Source organism: Streptomyces sp. DT190, assembly GCF_049846985.1.
GTDB lineage: Bacteria > Actinomycetota > Actinomycetes > Streptomycetales > Streptomycetaceae > Streptomyces.
Map to the genome: position 1 here is coordinate 393,040 of NZ_JBNCNM010000003.1, position 16,774 is coordinate 409,813.

Sequence of the window (16,774 nt, forward strand, 5' to 3'; positions counted from 1 at the left end):
TCATTCTCCCGCTCCGCCGTGCAGACTCTGCACCGGGTGGGCGGTGAGCTCCTGCACACCCCGCAGGTCACCGTGGACCTGGTCGACGGCGGCGTACGCGCCGGCGATGCAGGCGGGGATGCCGACCCCGTCGTACGGGGCGCCGCAGACGGCGAGTCCGGGGAGCCGGGCGAGCTGCTCGCGGATGCGGGCCACGCGCGCGTGGTGGCCGACCGGGTACTGCGGCAGGCCGTCGTCCCAGCGGGTGACGCGGGTGGCGACGGGCGTGGCGTCCAGGCCGGTGGCGGCCTTCAGATCGTGCCGGGACACGTCGACGAGCTCGCTGTCGTCCCGCCCGAGGATCTCCGTCTCGCCGTACCGCCCGACGGAGGTGCGCAGCACGACCAGGTCCGGGTTCTCGTCGGCGATCCAGCCCCACTTCTGCGAGGCGAACGTGGACGCCTTGATGGTGCGGCCGTCGACCGGCGGCACGAGGAAGCCGCTGCCGTCGGGCAGGTCCGTCCCGGCACGCCGGTAGGCGAGGGTGACCAGCGCCATGGAGGCGTACTCGACGGTCCCGAGCTCGGCGGCGGCCCCGGGGCTCTCGGCGCGCAGCAGCCGGGCGGCGGCGGGCGCGGGAACGGCCAGCACCACCGCGTCGGCCTCCAGCACCCGGTCGCCGGCCACCACCCGCCAGGCCGCCGTGGCCCCGCCGGGCCTGCTCGCGCCGTCGCCCGGGCCCGAGCCGTGCGGGCCCGACCCGCCGGCCGGGCCGGGTCCGGCCACCCTGCGCAGCTCCGTCACCGGGGTGCCGGTGAGGATCTCGCCGCCGCGGGCCCGGACCGACTCCGCCACCGCGAGCGGCAGGCTGCCCACGCCGCCCCGGATGCCCATGAACACCGGGCCGGTCTGCGGCGCGGCGGCGGCCCTGGCCTGGATCTCGCGGACGCCCTCGGTCAGGGAGGTGTGGGTGCGGGCGGCCTCGAACAGCTGCGGCACGGCCGAGCGCATCGAGATGCGGTAGGCGTCGCCCGCGTACACCCCGCCCAGCAGGGGCTCCACCAGCCGGTCGACGACCTCGCGGCCGAGGCGCGCCGCCACGTACTCCCCGACGGCCACGTCGTCCCCGACCTCGGTGCGCGGCAGGTCGGCGTCGCGCCCGATGCGGGCCAGGCCCTCCTCGGACAGCACACCGGACAGGGCTTCGGCGGTGCCCGGCACACCCATCACATGGCCCTTGGGCATGGGGCGCAGGGCGCCGCGGGTCCAGATCGAGGCCGTCGCGGTCGCGGGCGGCTGGAGGCGGTCGGCGAGACCGGCCTCGCGTGCGAGCGCCACCGCCTCGGGCCGGCGGGCGAGCATCGACTCGGCGCCGAGGTCCACCCGGGCGCCCGCGATCTCCCCGGGCAGCAGCTTGCCGCCGATCCGGCCGGAGGCCTCCAGCACGGTCACCCGCGCCCCCCGCTCCAGCAGCCGGTGCGCCGCGGCCAGCCCCGCGATGCCCGCCCCGACGACGACGACCTGCCCCATGGCCCCACGACCTCGAACTTCGCGCATGCCCCCAGCCTCTCAGACCCCGCAGACGGTGAGGTCCCGGCCCGGTGTCCTTCGCGAGTCCCGACCGTGACCGCATCGGAACCGTCCCGGGCCAAACGCCGGGCGTGCCTCGCGCGTCGAAGAAGCGTCAGCAGAATCGACCCTCGGGGGATGCCCGCATGCGCACACCACGATCCACCCGCCGCCCCGCCCCGGCCCTGGCGGCCCTGCTGCTGGCCGCCGCGCTCGCGCTCACCGGGTGCAGCGGCGCCGGGGACGACACCGCCGGGAGCACGGCCGCCGACCGCGGTCTCACACAGGGCGGGGGCGGCGCGAAGGAGGCCGCGCCCGGCGGCACCGGCAGCGGGGCCCGGGCGACGGCGCCGGCGAAGCTCCCGGCGCAGCACATCATCCGCACGGCCTCGCTGACCGTGCAGGTCAAGGACGTTCCCAAGGCCCTGGACGAGGCCCGCACGAGCACCGAGGACGCCGGCGGCTACATCGGCAACGAGAACACCACCCGGGACGGGCAGGGCCGCGAGCGCACCCGGGTCGTGCTGCGCGTGCCCGCCGAGAAGTACGACCAGGTCCTGGCCTCCCTGGAGGGCGCCGGAAAGCTCCTGGACCGCAGCGCGAAGGCCGAGGACGTCACCGACCAGGTCGTGGACGTGGGGAGCCGGATCACCTCGCAGCGGGCGAGCGTGGCCCGCATCCGCAAGCTGATGGACCGGGCCACCGAGCTCAGCGACGTGGTGACCCTGGAGGGCGAGCTGAGCACGCGGCAGGCCGACCTGGAGGCGCTGCTCGCCCGGCAGGCGTCCCTGAAGGAGCGCACGAGCCTGGCCACCATCACCCTGACGCTGTCCGAGACCCCCGTGAAGAAGGAGGCCGAGAAGGACGAGGACCCGGGCTTCCTGGACGCGCTGGCGGGCGGCTGGAACGCCTTCGTGACGATGCTGCGCTGGCTCGCGGTGGTGCTCGGCGCGATCCTGCCGTTCGCGGCGGTGGCGGCCCTGCTCGCGCTGGTGTGGCTGCGTGTCGTACGGCCCCGCCTGCCGCGCCGCCCGCGGCCCGCGCCCGCGACGGCCGTCCCCGGCCGGCTGCCGACGGCCCGCCCGGCGCCCGAGACCGCGCAGCCGCGGACCCCGGGTGAGCAGGACTGAAATCCCCTGCTCCCGTAGCGTGTTCGCATGAACATGAGCCGTACGCGCAGGGAGCGACTGGTCGTCGTCGGCGGTGACGCCGCGGGCATGTCCGCGGCGTCGCAGGCCCGCCGTCTGAAGGATGGCGGCGAGCTGGAGATCGTGGCGTTCGAACGGGGCCACTTCACGTCGTACTCCGCGTGCGGCATCCCCTACTGGGTGGGCGGCGACGTCACCGACCGGGACCGGCTGATCGCCCGCACCCCCGAGGAGCACCGCGCGCGGGACATCGACGTGCGGCTGCGCACCGAGGTGACGGAGATCGACCCCGGCGGGCGGCGCGTCCGCGCCCGGGACCTCGACTCGGGCGCCGAGTCCTGGACCTCGTACGACAAGCTCGTGATCGCGACCGGGGCCCGGCCGATCCGGCCGGACCTGCCGGGGGCCGACGCGCCCGGGGTGCACGGTGTGCAGACGCTGGACGACGGACAGGCCCTGCTCGACACGCTGGCGGCCACGCGCGGCCGGCGCGCGGTGGTGGTCGGCGCGGGGTACATCGGCGTGGAGATGGCCGAGGCGCTCATCAACCGCGGCTACGAGGTGACGGTCGTCAACCGGGGCAGCGAGCCCATGTCGACCCTCGACCCCGACATGGGGCGCCTGGTGCACGACGCCATGGAGGGCCTGGGCATCGCGATGGTGAACGACGCCGAGGTGACCAAGATCCTGACCGGCGGCGACGGCCGGGTCCGGGCGGTGGCCACGCAGGACCGCGAGTTCCCGGCCGACGTGGTCGTGCTCGGCATCGGCGTGCGCCCCGAGACGTCCCTGGCGCGGGCGGCGGGTCTTCCGCTGGGCACGCACGGCGGGCTCCTCACGGACCGTTCGATGCGGGTGCGCGGCCACGAGGACGTCTGGGCGGGCGGCGACTGCGTGGAGGTCCTCGACCTGGTCTCCGGCCAGGAGCGGCACATCGCGCTCGGCACCCACGCCAACAAGCACGGCCAGGTCATCGGCACCAACGTCGGCGGGGGCTATGCCACGTTCCCGGGTGTGGTCGGCACGGCGGTCAGCAAGGTCTGCGACCTGGAGATCGCCCGCACGGGCCTGCGCGAGAAGGACGCCCACCGCGTGGGGCTCCGTTTCGAGGCGGTCACCATCGAGTCGACCAGCCGCGCGGGCTACTACCCGGACGCCTCCCCCATGACGGTCAAGATGCTCGCCGAGGTGCGCACCGGCCGCCTGCTCGGCGTGCAGATCGTCGGCAGGGAGGGCGCGGGCAAACGCGTCGACATCGCGGCGGTCGCCCTCACGGCGGGCATGACGGCGGAGCAGATGACCACCCTGGACCTGGGCTACGCCCCGCCGTTCTCCCCCGTCTGGGACCCGGTCCTGGTGGCGGCCCGCAAGGCGGCGGCGAAGGTACGCGCTTCCGGGTAGGGGGCGGACCCTACGCGGTACCGGCGGTTCCGGTGATCCGGTCGATGGCCTGCCGGGCCTGCTCGGCCGGCGGCCGTGACGGCAGCGACGACACCGACGCGGGCGCGGCCGTCACCGCCGGCGGCTGATCCCCCGCCGGCTTGGCGTGCGCCGCCACCCGCGAGGAACGCAGCCGGTGGCTCACCGCCTCCTCCAGCGTCACCGGCCGCCCCCACTGCGCGGCCAGCCGCCCCGCGTCCTGGCCGAGGCGGGCCACGTCCTCCCAGGGCAGCTTCACCACCAGCGTCAGCTCCGCCTCGCCGTCCGGCAACGCGTGCATCGGAGGAGTCACTCGGTCGTTCATCGCCTGTTCCTCACGTCGGCCCCGCGGCCCGCCTTCCCCGCGCCGCGGGCGGTTGCCGAGTCATACGCACGCCCGGACGGCCGCGTTCAGCCACCCCGCCGATTCGCCGGCGGCGCCGCGGGCACACGTGCCGTGTGGTGATCCCCGTCCATGACGTGAACCCGGTGCGGCGCACCCCCTGGGTCACGTACGCGCTGCTGGCGGCCAACGTCGTCGTGTTCCTGCTCACCCCCGGCATGGCCGGCTCGCTCACGGGTGAGAGCGGCCTGGCCCAGCTCTGCCATCTCCAGGCGTTCCTCGACCACTACGCGGCCGTGCCGCGGGAGCTGATCCACCACCGGATGCCGGGTCTGGTGCCGACCGGCGACGTGGGCGTGGGCCCGCAGGGACCGGGCTGCGTGGTCGGCCCGCCGTCCTACGCCAAGTCACCGGAACTGAGCGTGCTGACCGCGATGTTCCTGCACGGCGGCTGGCTGCACCTGCTGGGCAACATGCTGTTCCTGTGGATCTTCGGCAACAACGTCGAGGACCGCATGGGCCACCTCCGCTTCCTGCTCTTCTACGGGGTCTGCGGCTACGCGGCGTCGTACGGCTTCGCGCTCCTCGACGCCGGTTCGGCCACGCCGCTGATCGGCGCCTCGGGAGCGGTCGCCGGGGTGCTGGGCGCCTATCTGGTGCTGTACCCGAGGGCCCGGGTCTGGGTGCTCGTCCCGTTCCTGGTCTTCCTGCCGCTGCGGCTGCCGGCCTGGATCGTGCTGGGCCTGTGGTTCGTGCTGCAGGCGGTGTACTCCTCCGGCGCCGGCGTCGCCGACGCCGGCACGGTGGCGTACGCGGCGCACGTGGTCGGCTTCGTCGTCGGTCTGCTGATCGCCCTGCCGCTGCGCCCGGGCACGCCGCCCCCGCCGGAGCCGCGCGGCATCCTGTTCGGCAGGCGGGCCCGGCCGGGGTGGTGAGGAGCGGCTGACGCACGGCCGGCCGGCGTGCCCGGGGGCCGAGCGGGTCCACGGCATGGGGGCCAACGGCTGGGGCGGGGGATTTGTGGCCGCTCTCCTCGATCGGGCCCGGGCAGCAGGATCGTTCCCGGCAGGATCGGCGCCCTCGACGCGGCGTACGGGATCGTCCACGGCGGGTCGGGCACGCCGGTGCGGCCCGGCATCCCTGTCGGATGAGGGCCGCGGATGCCGCGGCCCGGGTCAGCGGGCGGTGTGCGTGTGGACGTACTCCACGAGCCGGGTCAGCGCGTCCGGGTCCGTGGCCGGCATGACGCCGTGGCCGAGGTTGAAGACGTGGCCCTCCAGACCGGCCGCCGACTCCAGGACCTCCCGGGTCTTGGCCTCGACGGCCTCGGTCGGAGCGAACAGCACGGTCGGGTCGAGGTTGCCCTGGATGGCCTTGCCGGGTCCGACGCGCCGGGCGGCCTCGTCCAGCGGGACGCGCCAGTCGGCGCCGACGACGTCCGCGCCGGCCTCGCCCATGAGGCCGAGCAGCTCGCCGGTGCCGACGCCGAAGTGGATGCGCGGGACGCCGTAGCCGGCCACGGCCTCGAAGACCTTGGCCGACGCCGGCAGCACCGAGCGCCGGTAGTCCACGGGGGCCAGGGCGCCGGCCCAGGAGTCGAACAGCTGCACCGCCGAGGCGCCCGCCTCGATCTGCACCTTAAGGAAGGCGGCCGTGATGTCGGCGAGGCGGTCGAGCAGGTCGGCCCACAGCTCCGGGTCGCCGTACATCATCGCCTTGGCGTTCTCGTACGTGCGGGACGGGCCGCCCTCGACGAGGTAGCTGGCGAGGGTGAAGGGGGCGCCGGCGAAGCCGATCAGGGGCGTGGCGCCGAGCTCGCGGGTGAGCAGGCCGATGGCCTCCGTGACGTAGGAGACGTCCTCGGGGGTCAGGTCGCGCAGCCGGGCGAGGTCGGCGCGGGTGCGGACCGGCTGCTCGACGACCGGGCCGACGCCGGGCTTGATGTCCAGGTCGATGCCGATGGCCTTGAGCGGGACGACGATGTCGCTGAAGTAGATCGCCGCGTCCACGCCGTGCCGGCGGACCGGCTGGAGCGTGATCTCGGTGACCAGTTCGGGCCGCATGCAGGACTCCAGCATCGGGATGCCCTCGCGCACCTTGCGGTACTCCGGCAGCGAACGCCCGGCCTGCCGCATGAACCACACCGGCGTGTGCGGCACGGGCTCGCGCCGGCACGCCCTGAGGAAGGCGGAGTCGTACGGGGCGGACGGCTGCGGGGCCCGGGGGGCGTCGTTGGCACTCACGGGCCCAAGTTTCGCACGCCGTCGGACCGCGCGATCCGGCCCCCGGGAAGGCGCGGGGTGTCTAGCCCGCACCCGGGCTCCGGTCCCCGTAATCTTCCCGCATGGCTGCGGCTCAGGGACGACTGTCGGACGGCGCTGGCGGAATGGATGAAGCGAAGGACACCGAGAACGACCGGCGGGAGGCGGACTCCGCCCCGCCGCCCTTCCGGGCCGCCGTCGAGGCGCTCAGGGGGGCGCGGCTGCGGCCCCAGATCGAGGTCGAGCAGACGCCCGCGCCCAAGCGGCTCGCGCCGTACTCCTACGCCCTGGAGGCCGCGGTCGTCGACGGCGACCAGGACCTGGCCGACGGACGCCTGGTGCTGCTGCACGACCCGGCCGGGCACGACGCCTGGCGGGGCACCTTCCGGCTGGTGACGCTGGTGCGCGCCGAGTTGGAGCCGGAGATGGCCGCGGACCCGCTGCTGCCGGAGGTGTGCTGGTCCTGGCTGACCGGCGCGCTGCAGACGCGCGGGCTGACCTGCGGGGAGCCGAGCGGCACGGTCACGCGGGCGAGCTCCCACTACTTCGGCGGGCTGTCCGCCCGCCCCGCCGCCTCGCAGATCGAGATCCGCGCCTCGTGGACGCCGCGCGAGGGGCTGGACGGGGTGCCGGACACGGCCGCCCACCTGGCGTCCTGGTGCGATCTGCTCGCCCAGGTCGCGGGGCTGCCCCCGGCCGTGCCGGGTGACGCGTCCGTGGTGACGCTGCCCCAGCGCCGCGGTCCCCGCTCCCGCTGACCGGACCTCCCGGCTGACCGGGCCTCCCGGCTGACCGACGACCCTCCTGCCACCCCGTACTGATCGAACTTGTACGGGGTGGTCAACGCTGCCCTGTCGACGATCACACCTGCGTCCCCCTCTTGGCCGAATCACTTTGTCGATACGGCCACTTTCGACCGCGTAGTGACGCAGACCGAAACCGTCCGGCCTTCGAATGATCGACCGCGTGTCCGAATTGCACGGATTGTTATCACCGAATCGTGATCATTCTCTAAAGGCGGACGCCCCGGGTGCCGAAGACGACTGTGACCTTGAAAGCACGGTTCGTCCCGGCTTCACCCCCCACGAGCCGGCCCCGTCCCGCACCCCAGGAGGCCTGGTGTCCGTTCTCCTCGAGCAGCCCGCAAGCCTGGTCGCCTACCGCCCGAACAAGCCGACCGCCATGGTGGTCGTGGCCGACCCGCGCGTCCGCTCCACCGTCACCCGCCACCTGTGGGCGCTCGGTGTGCGCGATGTCATCGAGGCCTCGTCCATCGCGGAGGCTCGTCCCCGCATCGGCAACCCCCGCGACATCTGTGTCGCCGACGTCCACCTGCCGGATGGCTCCGGCCTCACCCTGCTGTCCGAGACCCGCGCCGCGGGCTGGCCCAACGGCCTCGCCCTCTCCGCGGCCGACGACATCGGCGCCGTGCGCAACGCGCTCGCCGGCGGTGTGAAGGGGTACGTCGTCACCGGCACGCGCACCAACGTCGGGCTCCCCACCCGGCCGGGCGCCGCCCCCATCGGCGCCGCCGCCGCGCGCCTGCACCGCCGCCCCCCGGGCGCCCCGAGCCACCCGGGCGGCTACCGCGAACTGTCCGGCCGAGAGGTCGAGGTCCTGAGACTGGTCGCGGAAGGCCAGTCGAACAAGGCGATCGGCGTCTCGATGGGCCTGTCCGCGCTGACCGTCAAGAGCCACCTCGCCCGCATCGCCCGCAAGCTCGGCACGGGCGACCGCGCCGGGATGGTGGCGGTGGCGCTGCGGACCGGCATCATCCACTGACCCCGACCACCGGCCGGCCCCGGATCACCCGGCCGCTGCTCCACCCGACCCTCCCCGCTCATTCACTCATGTGAACGGGACCGGCCGCTCGGTCCCCTTCCCCTCACGCGTGGCTCGTGAACCCGCCACTTCCCCGACATGACTGGTTTGCGACCCCCGGGCGCCCGCCGACGGAACGTTCCGTCGGCGGGCGCTGTCCATACATGGATACTCTTGACAGGTGACCGACGCCCACGACACCGCAGCAGACAGCCCACTGCGAAGCACCGGAGGCGCCCCTCCGGACGACGGCGGATCTTCTGCTGTGGAGGCGCCGACCCCTCTGCTGGAGCCCCGCGAGGGCATTCCGCCCGTGATCGCGGACGAGGCCGCCCTGGCCCGGGTCATCGCCGCCTTCGAGGCCGGTTCGGGCCCGGTCGCCGTCGACGCCGAGCGGGCCTCCGGCTACCGCTACGGCCAGCGCGCCTACCTCGTGCAGCTGCGCCGCGAGGGCGCCGGCACCGCCCTGATCGACCCCGTGGCCTGCCCCGACCTGTCCGCGCTGGGCGAGGCCCTGTCCGGCGTCGAATGGGTGCTGCACGCGGCCACCCAGGACCTGCCCTGCCTGCGCGAGATAGGCATGGTGCCGACGCGGCTGTTCGACACGGAGCTGGCCGGGCGGCTCGCCGGGTTCCCCCGGGTCGGCCTCGGCGCGATGGTCGAGAGCGTGCTGGGCTTCGTCCTGGAGAAGGGCCACTCCGCCGTCGACTGGTCCACCCGGCCGCTGCCCGAGCCCTGGCTGCGCTACGCGGCGCTGGACGTCGAGCTCCTGGTCGACCTGCGTGACGCGCTGGAGAAGGAGCTGGACCGGCAGGGCAAGCTGGACTGGGCCCGCCAGGAGTTCGACGCGATCGCCTCGGCCCCGCCGCCCGAGCCCCGCAAGGACCCGTGGCGGCGTACGTCCGGCATGCACAAGGTGCGCCGGCGGCGGCAGCTGGCCGTGGTGCGGGAGCTGTGGCAGACCCGCGACCGGATCGCGCAGCGGCGGGACGTCTCGCCCGGCAAGGTGCTCGGGGACGCGGCCATCGTGGAGGCCGCGCTCGCCGTGCCGGCCAACGTGCACGCGCTGGCCGCGCTGAACGGCTTCGGGCACCGGATGGGCAAGCGGCAGCTGGAGCAGTGGCAGGCCGCGGTGGACCGGGCGAAGGCGCTGACCGAGGCGCAGTTGCCGCAGCCGGGGCAGCCGGTGGCCGGGCCGCCGCCGCCCCGTGCCTGGGCCGACAAGGATCCCGCGGCGGCGGCGCGGCTGTCCGCCGCCCGGGCCGGGGTGTCCGCGCTCGCCGAGGAACTCAACATGCCGCAGGAGAACCTGATCACGCCGGACACGGTGCGGCGGGTGTGCTGGGAGCCGCCGGCGGTGGTGGACGCGGAGTCCGTCGCGGCGGCGCTGGCCGGGCACGGGGCCCGGCCCTGGCAGGTCGAGCAGGTCACGCCGGTGCTGGTGACCGCTCTGTCCGCCGGGGCGCCGTAGGGGGCGGGTGCCTGCTCACCTGGTCGCCCCCTTGGTGAAGCCGTTGTAGATGTAGCGCTGCAGGCACAGGAAGACGATCAGGGTCGGGAGGATCACGAGGATCGCTCCCGCCGAGATGGTCTCCCAGTGCGCGCCGAAGGGGCCCTTGAAGCGGAAGAGGGAGGTCGAGATCACGCCAAGATCTTCCGAGGGCATGTAGAGGAACGGGATGTAGAAGTCGTTGTAGGTCGTGATGCCCTTCACGATCACCACCGTCGCGATCGCGGGCTTCAGCAGCGGGAAGATGATCTTGCGGTAGATCGTGAAGGCGCCCGCCCCGTCCAGGCGGGCCGCCTCGTCCAGTGAGGTGGGGATGGACCGCACGAACTGCAGGAAGATGTAGATCGAGACGATGTCGGTGCCCATGTAGAGGGCGATCGGGGCCCACAGGCTGTCGAACATGCCGAAGCTGTTCACGATCTGGAAGGTCGCCACCTGCGTCGTGACGCCGGGCACCAGGGCGGCGACCAGGAACAGGGCCAGGACCGGCTTCTTGAGGCGGAAGCTGAAGCGGTCGATGGCGTAGGCCGTCATCGAGCCGATCAGGACCGTGCCGCCGATGGCGAAGACCAGGATGACCGCGGTGTTCGCGAAGGCCGCCAGCATCCGGCCGTCCTGGAACGCCGTCACGTAGTTGTGCAGGTTCAGCGGGTCGTCGGGCAGGGCGAGGGCTCCGCTGCCGTCGGCCAGCTCCCGCTCGGACTTCAGGGACGTCAGCAGGACGGCCGCCAGCGGGAGCAGCACCACCGCGGTCGCGGCGACCAGGGAGGCGTACATCAGGGCGCGGGCCACTGCGCGGCGGGTCATGCGAGGTCCACCTTGTCGTCGGGGACGAGACGCCGCTGCACCCAGGTCACGGCCAGGACGATCAGCAGCAGCACGATCGCGGCCGCCGAGGCGAGCCCCGTCTTGTTGAACTGGAAGGCCAGCTTCACCGTCTGGATCACGAAGGTCTCCGTGCCGGTCGCGCCGCCGGTCATGATGTACGGGATCTCGAAGACCGACAGGGATCCCGAGATCGCGAGGATCACCGTCAGGGACAGGACCGGCTTGATGCCGGGCGCGATGATGTGGCGGAACTGGTGCCAGCGGTTCGCGCCGTCCAGCTCGGCCGCCTCGTACAGGTCCCCCGGGATCGACTGGATCGCGCCGAGGAAGAGGACGAAGTTCAGGCCCAGGTAGCGCCAGACCGAGACGGCGGCGAGGGAGGTGTTCGCCGACTCCGGGGTGCCCAGCCAGGCGCGGTCGTTCTCCACGCCGAACAGGCCGAGGACCGAGTCGAGGGTGCCGCCGTCCTGGAAGAAGTAGAGGAAGACGAAGCCGATCGCCACCCCGTTGATCAGGTACGGGAAGAACAGCACGCCCTTGAAGAAGTTCCGGAAGCGGACGTTGAAGCTCAGGACCGTGGCGAAGTAGAGCGCGGCGGCGATCTGCAGGACGGAGGCGGCCAGGTAGTAGCCGCTGACCCAGAAAACCTCGAACAGCTCGGAGCGGGTGAAGAGCTCGGTGTAGTTCCCGGCGCCCGTGTACCGCAGCTCGGGGCTCACGCCGTCCCAGTCGGTGAAGCTGTACGCGACCATGTTGGCGATCGGCGCGTAGGTGAAGACGATCAGGAGCGTGAGCGGGGCCAGCAGGAACAGCCAGGGGGTGGCCCCGCGCCACAGGCGTACCGGGCGCGGGGCCGGGGCCGGCCGCGGGGTGGCCGGGCCCGGGCCGGGCCGGACGGCCGCCTTCTCGGTGGTGTCCGTCATCACGACCCCAGGGACCGCTGGGTCTCGGTCCACTTCTTCGCGAGGCCGTCCAGGAAGTCGTCCAGGCTGCCCCGGGTGGCGCCGCGGGCCAGGTCGACGAGGTCCTGGCGGTAGTCGGGCTTGTTGATGCCGACCTCGGACCGGTTGTCGATGGCCTTCACCTCGGCGCCCTTGGAGTCGTCGAGGTCGAGGAGCTTCACGCCCGCCTCCTCGTAGGGTTCGAGCACCTCGGGCAGCGGGTCGTCCTTCAGCGGGGACAGGGCCAGGTTGTCCTCGGCGTAGCCGGACTCGTCGGTGAACCAGTCGATCCAGGCGCGGGCGGCCGCCTTGTGGTCGGAGTGGATGCTGACGGCCTGGTTGTAGTCGGGCAGCGCCACCGCGCAGAACCTGCCGTCCTGCTGCGCCGGGAACGGCATGAACCCGATGTCGTCCGGGTTCGCTCCCGCCTGCTCGGCGGCGGCGCGCATCTGGATGACCGCCCAGGAGCCGAGCCACATGGTGGCGATCTCGCCCTTGGCCAGCTTCGGCTTGGAGGCCTCCCAGTTGGTGGTGGTCGGGTCCTTCTCGGCGAGCCCCGCGCGCACGATGTCGTGGAGCAGCGTGTCGGCGGTGCGCAGGTCGGCGCCCTCGGCCCACGGGTTGCCCTCGGCGAGCCGGGTGGTGGCCTGTTCGTCGCAGCTGACCGAGCCGTTGACCTGGGTCCACTGGGTGAGCGGCCACATGTCCTTGAAGTTGGTGTAGTACGGCACCGCGTCGGTCCGCGACCCGATCGCCTTCAGGTCGGCGAGGAACTCGGCCGGGGTCCTCGGCCAGTCGGTGACGCCGGCCTTGCGCCACACCGCCTTGTTGTAGAGGAAGCCGGGGACCGCGCCGAGCGGACTCTGGCCGTAGACCTTGCCGTCGACGGTGGTGTAGTCGGTGAAGCGGTACTTCGCGCTCCGTTCGGCCGTGCTGCCCAGCGAGGCGAAGAACCGGGGGTAGTCCTTCTTCTCGATCACGCCCGGGATCATGAGGACGTCGCCGTAGTTCTCCGTGTTCATGCGGATCTTGACTTCGCCCTCGTAGTCGGTGACGGCGTCGAACTCGACCTTCACCCCGGGGTAGGTCCTGCGGAACTCGGCGGCGTACTTCCTCATCGTCCCGTCCTGGACGAGGTCGGTGCGGTGGGTGAGGACCGTGATGGTCCCGCTGACCTCGGAGGGATCGTCGGGCGCCTCGGCGTCGGCGCCTTTCGTACTGCCTCCGGTGCCGGTGCAGCCGGAGGCCAGCAGGGCCGCGCCCACGGCCAGGACGAGGACGGTACGGCGGTTCATGTGCATCAGCTCCGTTCGCGGAGAGGGACTCGGGACGGACGAGCACGTGCGGTATGGCTGGTTCGGCACTCTGACAGCGCTGACTCAACCGGTAAAGTCCCAATCGCGCCAACGATGCGAAGTCGACACTCAACACTTCACTGAACCGGTAAAGGGAGTGCGCATGCTGGAGGCCACACCACTGGGCGACGGCTGGACCCTGCGGCACGACTCGGAGACGCTGCCGGCCGCCGTGCCGGGCTGCGTGCACACCGACCTGATGGCGGCCGGGGTGATCCCCGACCCCTTCCTCGGCCGCAACGAGACCGAGGTGGCCTGGGTGGGGCGCCGGGACTGGACCTACGAGCGCGAGCTCGACGGCTCGTCGGGCCAGGAACAGACCGACCTGGTCTTCGACGGGCTCGACACGGTCGCCGAGATCCGGCTGGACGGGCGGTCGCTGGGGACGGTGCGGAACATGCACCGCTCGTACCGGTTCGACGTCACGGGGCTGTCCGGGCGGCTGTCCGTGCGGTTCCTCTCCGCCTACGCCGAGGCCGAGGCCGTCCGGGGCCGGCTGGGCGAGCGGCCCGCCGCCTACGCCGAGCCGTACCCGTACCTGCGCAAGATGGCCTGCTCCTTCGGCTGGGACTGGGGGCCGACGCTCGTGACGGCCGGGATCTGGCGTCCGGTGCGCCTGGAGCACTGGTCGACGGCCCGGATCGCCCGGGTGCGGCCCCTGGTGACCGTCGAGGAGGGCACCGGGGTCGTCGAACTGGCCGTCGACGTCGAGCGCACCCGGGTGGAGGCACCGCTCGCCGTGGAGGCCTCCGTCGCCGGGGTGCGGGCCCGCGCGCAGCTCGGGGGCGCGGCGGGGACGGTACGGCTCCGGGTGCCGGACCCGGAGCTGTGGTGGCCGCGGGGTTACGGTGGACAGCCGCTGTACGAGGTCGAGTTGACGCTGCTGCACGGCGACGAGGCGCTGGACGTGTGGCGGCGGCGGATCGGCTTCAGGACCGTGGAGCTGGACCGGCGGCCCGACGCGCACGGCACCGGCTTCACCCTCGTCCTGAACGGCGAGCGGCTCTTCGCGCGCGGGGTCAACTGGATCCCGGACGACGTCTTCCCCTCCCGGATCACCCGCGCGCGCTACCGGGAGCGGCTGGAGCAGGCCGCCGCCGCGGGCGTGGACCTCGTGCGCGTCTGGGGCGGCGGCCTCTACGAGAGCGAGGACTTCTACGACGCCTGCGACGAACTCGGCCTGCTGGTGTGGCAGGACTTCCCGTTCGCCTGCGCGGCCTACCCGGAGGAGCAGCCGCTGCGCGGGGAGGTCGAGGCCGAGGCGCGGGAGAACGTCGTACGGCTGATGCCGCATCCGTCGCTGGTGCTGTGGAACGGCAACAACGAGAACCTGTGGGGCTTCCGCGACTGGGGGTGGGAGCCGCGGCTGGCCGGTGAGTCCTGGGGCGAGGGCTATTACCTGGGCGTGCTGCCGCGGGTGGTGGCGGAGCTGGACCCGACCCGGCCGTACACGGCGGGCAGCCCCTGGTCCGGGTCGTGGCGGCACCACCCGAACGACCCGGCGCACGGCACGCACCACTCGTGGGAGGTGTGGAACCGCGAGGACTACGCCGGCTACCGGCGCAGTGTGCCGCGGTTCGTCGCCGAGTTCGGCTGGCAGGCGCCGCCGGCGTACGCCACCCTGCGCCGCGCGCTGCCCGGGGAGGATCTCGCGCCGGACTCCCCCGGCATGCTGCACCACCAGAAGGCCGACGACGGCAACGGCAAGCTGGAACGCGGACTGGCCCGCCACTTCGCCCTGCCGGACGGGGACTTCGGCCGCTGGCATCACCTCACACAGGTCAACCAGGCCCGGGCCGTCGCGGCCGGCATCGAGCACTGGCGCGCGCACTGGCCGGTCTGCGCGGGCACGATCCTGTGGCAGCTCAACGACTGCTGGCCGGTGACCTCCTGGGCGGCGATCGACGGGGACGGGCGCGAGAAGCCGCTGTACCACGAGCTGAAGCGGCTGTACGCCGACCGGCTGCTGACGCTCCAGGAGGCGCGGGACGGCCGGCTGGAGCTGGTCGCGGTCAACCAGGCGGCCGGGCAGTGGACGGGGACACCGGCCCTGCGGCGGATGTCCGTCGAGGGCGAGGTGCTGGGGCGGTGGGAGGCGCCGCTGGCGGCCGGGGCGCGGAGCGTGGCCCGGGTGGGGGTGCCGGGCGAACTGCTGCCCGCGGGGCCGAAGGAGTTCCTGGTCGCGGACCTGGACGGGCTGCGGGCCCTGCACTTCCCGGTGCCCGACCGTGAGATCGCCCTGCCGCGGCCGGAGTTCGAGGTCGCGCTGGCCCCGGAGGGGATCACGGTGACCGCCCGCACGCTGGTGCGCGACCTGCTCCTGCAGGTTGACCGGCTCGACCCGGGAGCGCGGGCGGACCGGGGGCTGGTCACGCTGCTGCCGGGCGAAGAGGTGACCATCGGGGTAAGCGGCTGGAAGACTCCGGACCCGGAACGTGCTCGATCCGCCCTGTACTGCGTGGAGCCCACCCGATGACGGCAACGCCTGCCCCCCGCGTCACCATCAAGGACGTCGCCGCGCGCGCCGGCGTGTCCAAGGGGGCCGTATCCCTCGCCTTCAACCACAAGCCCGGCCTGTCCGAGGCGACCCGGGACCGGATCTTCCGGGCGGCGCGCGAGCTGGGCTGGGCGCCGAGCCTCACGGCCCGTACGCTGGCCGGGTCGCGGGTGGACGTGGTGGGCCTCGCCGTGTGCCGGCCGGCCCGGATGCTCGGTCTCGAGCCCTGGTACATGGAGTTCGTCTCGGGCGTGGAGAGCGTGCTGGCCGAACACTCCTGTTCGCTGCTGCTGCGGCTGGTGCGGAGCCTGGACGAGGAGGTGGGCGTGCAGGAGGCGTGGTGGCGGGGGCGGCAGGTCGGCGGGTCGATCCTGGTGGACTTCCGGGCCGACGACCCCCGGGTGGGTCTGGTGGAGCGGCTCGGGCTGCCGGTGGTCGCCGTCGGGCACCCCTCGCTGACCGGCGGGCTGACCTCGGTGTGGACCGACGACGCCACGGCCGTCAGGGAGGCGGTGCGGTATCTGGCCGCGCTCGGGCACCGGCGGATCGCCCGGGTGGGCGGCGCGGCGGACCTGGGTCACACCTCGATCCGGACGGCGGCGTTCGACGAGGCGGCCGGAGCGCTGGCGCTGGCCGGGGCGTGGCAGGTGGCGACGGACTTCTCGGGGGACGCGGGGGCGCGGGCGACGCGGTCGCTGCTGACGGCCGCGCCACCGGACCGGCCGACGGCGATCGTGTACGACAACGACATCATGGCGGTGGCGGGTCTTTCGGTGGCGGCGGAGATGGGGCTGCGGGTGCCTCAGGACGTGTCGCTGCTGGCGTGGGACGACTCGCAGCTGTGCCGGCTGACGCATCCGACGCTGTCCGCCATGAGCCATGACGTGCACGGATTCGGGGCGGAGGTGGCCCGGACGCTGTTCTCGGTCCTCACGGGCGGTGCGGCCGCATCGCATCCCGTGCCCACTCCGGTCCTGACGCCCCGGGGCTCCACGGCGCCGCCGGAGGTGTGACCTTCACCGCTCCGCCCGTCAGGACTGTGCAGCTACGTTACCCACAAGTAGCATGGGCCTGAGCGCGCGCTCAGCGCACCGCAGCAGCAC

The 16,774-nt window shown here is 73.3% G+C and carries 14 protein-coding genes; 8 read left to right on the forward strand and 6 right to left on the reverse strand.

Features of this window, described 5'->3' with window-relative positions:
* Positions 1–1,536 carry a protoporphyrinogen oxidase gene (hemG, locus tag ACPXCS_RS08615; protein WP_425944767.1) on the reverse strand — a complete coding sequence of 512 codons (1,536 nt, stop codon included), beginning with the start codon at positions 1,534–1,536 and terminating at the stop codon, positions 1–3.
* Positions 1,537–1,694: 158 nt separating this feature from the next.
* Between hemG and ACPXCS_RS08620 the strand changes: the two genes are divergently transcribed.
* A complete protein-coding gene (locus tag ACPXCS_RS08620; protein ID WP_425944768.1) occupies positions 1,695–2,678 on the forward strand; it encodes a DUF4349 domain-containing protein in 984 nt (327 codons plus the stop codon).
* Between the two features lie 27 nt (positions 2,679–2,705).
* Complete coding sequence (locus tag ACPXCS_RS08625; RefSeq protein ID WP_425944769.1) at positions 2,706–4,097, forward strand: FAD-dependent oxidoreductase; 1,392 nt, start codon at positions 2,706–2,708, stop codon at positions 4,095–4,097.
* A 10-nt stretch (positions 4,098–4,107) separates the two neighbouring features.
* Here the strand turns inward: ACPXCS_RS08625 and ACPXCS_RS08630 are convergent, their stop codons facing one another.
* On the reverse strand, positions 4,108–4,440 hold the full coding sequence (locus tag ACPXCS_RS08630; protein ID WP_425944770.1) for a hypothetical protein: 333 nt from the start codon (positions 4,438–4,440) through the stop codon (positions 4,108–4,110).
* 134 nt (positions 4,441–4,574) lie between these two features.
* Between ACPXCS_RS08630 and ACPXCS_RS08635 the strand changes: the two genes are divergently transcribed.
* Positions 4,575–5,393 carry a rhomboid family intramembrane serine protease gene (locus ACPXCS_RS08635; protein ID WP_425944771.1) on the forward strand — a complete coding sequence of 273 codons (819 nt, stop codon included), beginning with the start codon at positions 4,575–4,577 and terminating at the stop codon, positions 5,391–5,393.
* A 240-nt stretch (positions 5,394–5,633) separates the two neighbouring features.
* Here the strand turns inward: ACPXCS_RS08635 and hemE are convergent, their stop codons facing one another.
* Positions 5,634–6,701 carry a uroporphyrinogen decarboxylase gene (gene hemE / locus ACPXCS_RS08640; RefSeq protein ID WP_425944772.1) on the reverse strand — a complete coding sequence of 356 codons (1,068 nt, stop codon included), beginning with the start codon at positions 6,699–6,701 and terminating at the stop codon, positions 5,634–5,636.
* Positions 6,702–6,802: 101 nt separating this feature from the next.
* Here hemE and ACPXCS_RS08645 point away from each other — a divergent pair, with 101 nt between their 5' ends.
* From ACPXCS_RS08645 to ACPXCS_RS08655, 3 genes are all read left to right on the forward strand, one after another.
* Positions 6,803–7,477 (forward strand): DUF3000 domain-containing protein, encoded by a 675-nt coding sequence (locus tag ACPXCS_RS08645; protein ID WP_425944773.1) that lies wholly within the window; start codon positions 6,803–6,805, stop codon positions 7,475–7,477.
* A gap of 361 nt (positions 7,478–7,838) precedes the next feature.
* Positions 7,839–8,501: a response regulator transcription factor gene (locus tag ACPXCS_RS08650; RefSeq protein ID WP_003993737.1), complete on the forward strand. Its 663-nt coding sequence runs from the start codon at positions 7,839–7,841 to the stop codon at positions 8,499–8,501.
* Positions 8,502–8,721: 220 nt separating this feature from the next.
* Entirely contained in the window at positions 8,722–10,011 is a 1,290-nt protein-coding gene (locus ACPXCS_RS08655; RefSeq protein ID WP_425944774.1) for a ribonuclease D, read from the forward strand.
* 15 nt (positions 10,012–10,026) lie between these two features.
* Here the strand turns inward: ACPXCS_RS08655 and ACPXCS_RS08660 are convergent, their stop codons facing one another.
* Genes ACPXCS_RS08660 through ACPXCS_RS08670 form a run of 3 tightly spaced genes read right to left on the reverse strand, consistent with a single transcriptional unit; the run spans position 10,027 to position 13,114 of the window.
* The gene (locus tag ACPXCS_RS08660) at positions 10,027–10,857 is read right to left on the reverse strand and encodes a carbohydrate ABC transporter permease (protein ID WP_425944775.1); all 831 of its coding nucleotides are present in this window, start codon (positions 10,855–10,857) and stop codon (positions 10,027–10,029) included.
* Positions 10,854–11,801 carry a carbohydrate ABC transporter permease gene (locus ACPXCS_RS08665; protein ID WP_425944776.1) on the reverse strand — a complete coding sequence of 316 codons (948 nt, stop codon included), beginning with the start codon at positions 11,799–11,801 and terminating at the stop codon, positions 10,854–10,856. The genes ACPXCS_RS08660 and ACPXCS_RS08665 overlap by 4 nt, the downstream gene beginning before the upstream one ends.
* Positions 11,801–13,114, reverse strand: a complete 1,314-nt coding sequence (locus tag ACPXCS_RS08670) for an ABC transporter substrate-binding protein (RefSeq protein WP_425944777.1) — start codon at positions 13,112–13,114, stop codon at positions 11,801–11,803. Before ACPXCS_RS08670 ends, ACPXCS_RS08665 begins: the two co-directional genes overlap by 1 nt.
* 163 nt (positions 13,115–13,277) lie before the next feature.
* Between ACPXCS_RS08670 and ACPXCS_RS08675 the strand changes: the two genes are divergently transcribed.
* Both ACPXCS_RS08675 and ACPXCS_RS08680 read left to right on the forward strand, forming a co-directional pair.
* On the forward strand, positions 13,278–15,650 hold the full coding sequence (locus ACPXCS_RS08675; RefSeq protein ID WP_425944778.1) for a glycoside hydrolase family 2 protein: 2,373 nt from the start codon (positions 13,278–13,280) through the stop codon (positions 15,648–15,650).
* Positions 15,647–16,684 (forward strand): LacI family DNA-binding transcriptional regulator, encoded by a 1,038-nt coding sequence (locus tag ACPXCS_RS08680; protein ID WP_425944779.1) that lies wholly within the window; start codon positions 15,647–15,649, stop codon positions 16,682–16,684. The genes ACPXCS_RS08675 and ACPXCS_RS08680 overlap by 4 nt, the downstream gene beginning before the upstream one ends.
* Positions 16,685–16,774: the final 90 nt, after the last annotated feature.